Annotated in this window: 3 protein-coding genes and 2 pseudogenes; 3 read left to right on the forward strand and 2 right to left on the reverse strand. The window is 53.5% G+C overall.

What is annotated here, in order from left to right; genetic code table 11:
• The first annotated feature begins 108 nt into the window (after positions 1-108).
• Positions 109-408: a hypothetical protein gene (locus IAG25_RS41290; protein WP_222946874.1), complete on the forward strand. Its 300-nt coding sequence runs from the start codon at positions 109-111 to the stop codon at positions 406-408.
• Positions 409-522: 114 nt separating this feature from the next.
• Positions 523-621 (forward strand): annotated as a pseudogene (locus IAG25_RS42465) (transposase domain-containing protein); the annotation flags it as partial.
• A 306-nt stretch (positions 622-927) separates the two neighbouring features.
• Here the strand turns inward: IAG25_RS42465 and IAG25_RS40765 are convergent.
• Both IAG25_RS40765 and IAG25_RS40770 read right to left on the reverse strand, forming a co-directional pair.
• Positions 928-1,068, reverse strand: a complete 141-nt coding sequence (locus tag IAG25_RS40765) for a hypothetical protein (protein WP_187609851.1) — start codon at positions 1,066-1,068, stop codon at positions 928-930.
• 568 nt (positions 1,069-1,636) lie between these two features.
• Complete coding sequence (locus tag IAG25_RS40770) at positions 1,637-3,787, reverse strand: hypothetical protein (protein WP_222946875.1); 2,151 nt, start codon at positions 3,785-3,787, stop codon at positions 1,637-1,639.
• A 658-nt stretch (positions 3,788-4,445) separates the two neighbouring features.
• Here IAG25_RS40770 and IAG25_RS40775 point away from each other — a divergent pair.
• A pseudogene (locus tag IAG25_RS40775) lies at positions 4,446-5,170 on the forward strand (IS110 family transposase); the annotation flags it as partial.
• Positions 5,171-5,723: the final 553 nt, after the last annotated feature.

A 5,723-nucleotide genomic window follows, 5' to 3' on the forward strand; every position in this document is an offset into this window, starting at 1 on the left:
CTTGGCCGGTCCTTTGACAGTTACCTTGGCCGGTGGTGAGGAGTCGAAGGCGGCGTAGCCGCCGGAGACGACGAACTACCGGCGGCGCCGGAGTAGCGGGGTTTTACGATGGCTGATCGCGTCAAACAAGAAGCGAACAGCCATGCCTGGAACCTACGTGACGCACCAGCAGGTCCGACTCTATATGAGCAAGCGCAAACATCACACTCAGGAAGTCGCCGCGGCGATGGCAGGCATGTGATCGCACTATGGCTGGGCCACGAATCAATTGAAACAACGCAGACATATCTGCATGCCCATCTCGCGCTCAAAGGGGCGGCACTGAGCAAGCTTAAGCCCTACGAGAACCGCAAATCGAACCGCTTCCGGCCAGGCGACCGCCTGATCAGCTTTCTTGAATCGCTGTGAAGCGAAGGACTATGCCGAATGGAGCCTGCACCACACAGGCGCCGTACTTCGCAATCGAGCGCGTAAGTGCGGCTGCCAAGAGAGCCGCTCGGCATACTTCGGTAGACGGCATAAACCGCAAAACTGAACAGCCTCGATCCTGAGGCATATCTACGCTTCGTGCTCGCACGCATCGCCGACCATGCGATTAACCGCATCAACGAACTCGCACCGCAGGTCGTTGCTGATCAGTTCCGCGCCGCAGTCGGAGAATCACAATCTCTAGTCAAGACGTTTCTGGTGCCGCGCTTACGGCCTTACTGCTACGTCGCCCTCAGGAAATCCCTTTGTCTTTGAAGAAACGAAGATACGGATCTCGCGATTGACAAGGAAAGTCCTATCAGCGGCTCGTCTCGACCGTTGTAGGGAGCGACCTCAGGACGCAGCAAAATGATGTCCATCATTTTCGATTTGATGGACGTCATTTTGTCAGAGTCCTCAGAGAAGAAGCCGGGTAGTCGAGCGGGCCGTCCGAATTACTCAAGGGAGCTTCGGGATCGGCTCGCGGCAGCGGCGTGTGAACCGGGCGTCTCCGTTGCGAGACCTGCCCGTGAGAATGGCATCAACGCCGACGCCTTCCGTCAGCGCGAGCTTGGCTGCCTCTTCGCGAAATTCCTTCATGTAGACTGCTTTCGGGATTTGATTCCATGTCTCTGTTCCTCGATTTTTTGAAACGTTGGCATCCACTTTCTTCAGTCAGCCTGACAGTTATGTCAGGCATTTTGCAAAGCCAGTAAGTGGCTGATTCAGAGTCGCTACTGAGCGGCTCGTTCAGTGGCCGTATCTTAATTGCGCGCCGTAGCCCGCGATTGTTCAAGGCGAGAAAGGCCCGCCCTCGCAAGTCTGCCAGCGCCGACCCGATACGGTAGCCGCGCCTTCGAGCCCTCGCCAGCAGCGGGTAACGGCGATCGGTTGCTCCCGACACTCGTCGCTGTAGATATTGCGGTCGACCACCTTGTTTGTCGAGGACCCGGTAGCTTGGGGGACGGGCGGCCATAGGCGAGCGCACGAGCGGACTCCCAACCGCGCATTTGCAGTCCGCGTCCCCCAAAAACCTGCAAGACGAACTCATATAGCATTCTTCAACGCAACCTTCCGATCTAGCCTCGCGCGTGAGCCCGCCGAATTCCGGAGGTGGTGCTCGATCGGATTACCCGCCTCGGCAGATGCCGACGCGGGAAGCACATCACTACATGAAATCAACGGGCTGAGGAAAACTGAGAAAATTTTTCGTCAGTTGCTTTTCCCGTTGCTGATTAGGGTTGGCATTTTTGCACCAGTCGTCTGACTTAGCATGCTTTGTTCCTTGACTGGTTGTAACCAAGCAAGATTGCTTGTCAAAAATGGCACTTCTATTAGCCGGACATTGTGACGGATTCAAGCTGTCCGGGCATGCAGCAAATTTCGACTGTACAACGAACGAGTATATGTTATTCCGTAAATCAGTGAACTGAACTTTTACAGGATAATTTGACACGGTACCAACCCTAAAACCGGCGATTTGACTATTTTCCGGCATTGTAACATTTTGCCTATTGTTCTGACAGCCCGGATCACTTGTGTTGCTATTTATCGCGCAGACTCCATACTTCTTAATTAATGGCATGGTTACATTGCCCACCATCGATGACGGGACGCCAATTGCCACGGAGAAGCCATCGGCATAACTGAAGTGTTGTTGATTCTCCAGACCATTACCGCCACCCACGGCAAAAATGAGTCCATCTCCGAGTTCGCTCATGAACCCAACTGCGTCATCAACAGAGAAGGCGTAAGCATCCATCGACAGATAATCCTCGCCATGGACTAGCTGAACATATGGATTAAAGATCGACTCATTCGTAACGCTTGGATTTTGATAATTATACTGAAGATCGTGTATATAGAGCGATTGTACTGCAGCGTGATCCCACCCCGGTATTTTCGTTTCCGCCAGGGGATTCGCACCTGCACCGCATCCCTCATTAAACGGGACCCACCCATAGATATGCTTAACTGCTTCCCAGTAGTTGAAGGGCACAGGCGCTGACTCTTGGCTTCCAGCACACTGCCCGTTCGCATATAATTTCAAGTACTGCTGGTGATTCTGCGTGTAGAACTGCTTAACTACACTAAGCTTATTCCTTAAAGCATCCGGGCAGCTAACCTTCTGAGTAACGTACTCACTTACATCTTCGTCCCAATCGACGCAGGAGCCCCATAGATTTTGTAGACGCTGAACAGAGTCGCCGAAGTGAACAGCCGCCTTTTCTTCTTCACTGCATTTTCCCTCAATGCACGACTGCACCGTTAATACGGGAGGGAAACCCTTTGCCGGCTTGACGGGAACATTGTCGCTTGGTGGCAAAGTCCCTGTCCGTTGCGCAAAAATATTATATCCACCTGGCAATTTAAGCTGGCTCAAGTTGTATACCGGCCAACCCTTCCCCAATGATGAATTCAAGAATGATGCAATTTTATTCCTGAAATACGGGAGGGATGCATCGGATCCACTGAATCCTATATATGGGTTGCTCTTCGGTCCGATTGCTACCGGCATGTAAACATGATCGACGTAAGATATATTGTATCCGACGTTCTCTGGTTTCAGCAGCCGCTCGGCCTGCCCAGGCGGAATAACAGAATCCCCGAAAGTGTACTCTGATAACTGAGCAAAGATATTCTCCGGAAATTGAACATCACTTGAGTAAGTAGTCAAACTACATTCTGAATTGTTACCCCTGCAGCTTACACCCTCAGGGGTCGGCAAAGCTTCATCCGGTTCATTTCGCAATCGATCAACTTGGTCCGCCAATACGACCCGTCCGCCATTCCACCAAGTAATGTAGCGATCGTCTGCAAGCCGACTATATAGCGGGAGAGTGATTGTTACGGACGAACCAGGAGGTATTCCTCTGCCTTCGTTAACGTACAATTTATACACATATTTCGTCGGATAGGGATCGGCACTGCGAAGACAACCCTGAATCCATTCATTTACCGCGTTCTTGCTCGTGGACAGAACCGGATAAATCGTACTTCCGCTTGCGTTATTGTATATGGTGACCGTTTTGGGCTTGACCTGCACGCTATTACCGTCGTAATCTTTACAAACGATAGTTGATGGCGTCGGCGGCGTCGGCGTCGGCGTATCGGCTTCCTGACCACCGCACGCCACCAACGCGAGCGCTAGTAGGAACACTCCCTTCGTGCGCGATATTAACATTGGGAAACTAGCTCTCGACCTTGTTCCGACGTGAAAAGTCATTGGTTTTTCCTTGTTTAGATTGCCACTGTCACTCAACCGCACTGCTGCTTGCAGCCTCCAGTCGTCGCACGCTTGGAACACGTTGGACTTCATTTAGCAACACCCTAAAAATTGAGACGCCGCATTATTCGATGGAACAAATACCCACGTAGCTCGCGAGGCCTGCCCCTTATCGCCACAAGCGCTGCCTATCGAAAGCTTGCATGAAGGGAGGCGCAAAATTTCGAGCAAACAGCTAATGCGGGAAGCCGCCGATCCTCCTTTTACAGAAGAGCAGGCCTACCGCTCGAATCGCCACGGCTTTGACCATCCTTTTATCGTCGACACAGACGACGGCGCGCCGACACAGCCATCCTGTGCAGAGCTTCATCTCACACCCAAAGAGGCTGACGAAGCCTCTCGAATGGGGAGAGAGAGCCCGGAGCCGACGGCCGGTCGCAACATAGCATCTGAATATGATGAGGTGGCGACACGTCGAAGTCATTTCCGTATAACCCACGCTTGCCGGGCTCATGCACTTATCGATCGGCCCTGTACGCGTCGCATCGGTGAATGCGGACTGGGTTGATGCCTACACTTTAATAGTGAGAGAGACCGACCAAACACGCTTTCGAAAAAAACGAAGATCTTTCACAGAATTCCGATGTGTTCCTGCCTGAGGCCTCGCCGTCCTTTCAACACGGTCAAAATGCTTGACGGAACAATGATTTCGATAAGAGGATGCCCGCAAGCTTATGCGTATAACGATAACGTTGGGATGGCCACGCAGATGCCCAGCAAACCGGTCGCCGTGAAGACAGAGGCTCAGCAGGCAGTGTTGGCACGGCACCGGCAGCGACAACAGCGAATCGAGTTTCGCACCATGCAGATGAACAGCCTGCGAGGCTTGCTCACAAAATACGGCGAGGTGGTGGCAGAGAGCCGTTCTGAGCTGGACAAGGCGATTCCCGCGTGCTGGCGAGGCTGTCGGAGAGACTGCCGGCGATGCTGGTCGATTTACTACGCGAGCCATGGAGCGATCTTGAGCGGCTCGACAGGCAGATCGCCGATATTGAACGGCGCCTGCAGGCATGGATGAAGGAAGACCGAGCATGCAAGGCAATCGCCGCGATTCCCGGTGTGGGGCTGCTGACAGCAACAGTCACGGTTTCCACCATGAGCGACGCGAAGGCGTTCAGATCAGGGCGGGAGTTCGTTTCTTGACTCGGCCTGGTCCCCAATCAGATTGGTACCGGCGGCAAGAATCAATTGCTGGGCATAAGTCGGCGTGGCGATACATACGTGCGCACACTGCTGATCCACGGCGCACGTAGCGTCCGCTTCCACAGGAATCATGGCGGAACGTGGGCCGAACGACTGCAGAAGCGGCGACCGCCAAACGTGACCGCGGCTGCGCTGGCGAACAAGATGGCCCGGACAATCTGGGCGATCCTTGCGCATGACAGACTGACAGACCGTACGATCCCGCTCATCTGACAACAAGGGCGGCTTGATCGGTTTGACAGAAGAGAAAGGTTTGCAGGAACGATGTCGAAACGTCGCGTTGGCAATCGAGCGTGATGACAAGACAGGTCGGACCGTGACTCGCAGAACCTGAGAGATAATTCGAGTCTTCAGCTTGTGCGACAAATGCGGTGCGAGTCAGTACCGGATGGGGGATGTGCGGGCGCGCGAACATCGCGATCAGCCGCGACCCTCCGGCGAACTGGACCACCCCCCTGCCAAGTTGCACTATAGGCGGATCTAAGACGCGCTCAAGACGGTTTTGCTGGGTCAGTGGCTAATTCACCGCGACGAGACTACCGTCCAGGCCCTCAAGGAAAAAGGATCGAAAGGCGCAGGACTCTACGCCGCGTTGCCTCTTTCGAATGAGCGGGAACCCGTTCAAGCCTGTTAAAGGAACTTTTCTAGTCTTACTGTGTCATAAAACACATGGCATTATAGGAGCTTCTTCATCCTTTGCATGAGGAAGTGATGGACTGGGAGACGTCGTTCGACGAGTATTTGGAACATCTATGTGAGGCAGTCA

Origin of the sequence: Caballeronia sp. EK, assembly GCF_014384845.1 — a bacterium.
GTDB classification, from domain to species: Bacteria; Pseudomonadota; Gammaproteobacteria; order Burkholderiales; family Burkholderiaceae; genus Caballeronia; species Caballeronia jiangsuensis.

Coding starts and splice junctions, on each gene's coding strand:
- IAG25_RS40765 (WP_187609851.1), bottom strand. CDS start 1,068: ATGAAGGAATTTCGCGAAGAGGCAGCCAAGCTCGCGCTGACGGAAGGC.
- IAG25_RS40770 (WP_222946875.1), bottom strand. CDS start 3,787: ATGAAGTCCAACGTGTTCCAAGCGTGCGACGACTGGAGGCTGCAAGCA.
- IAG25_RS41290 (WP_222946874.1), top strand. CDS start 109: ATGGCTGATCGCGTCAAACAAGAAGCGAACAGCCATGCCTGGAACCTA.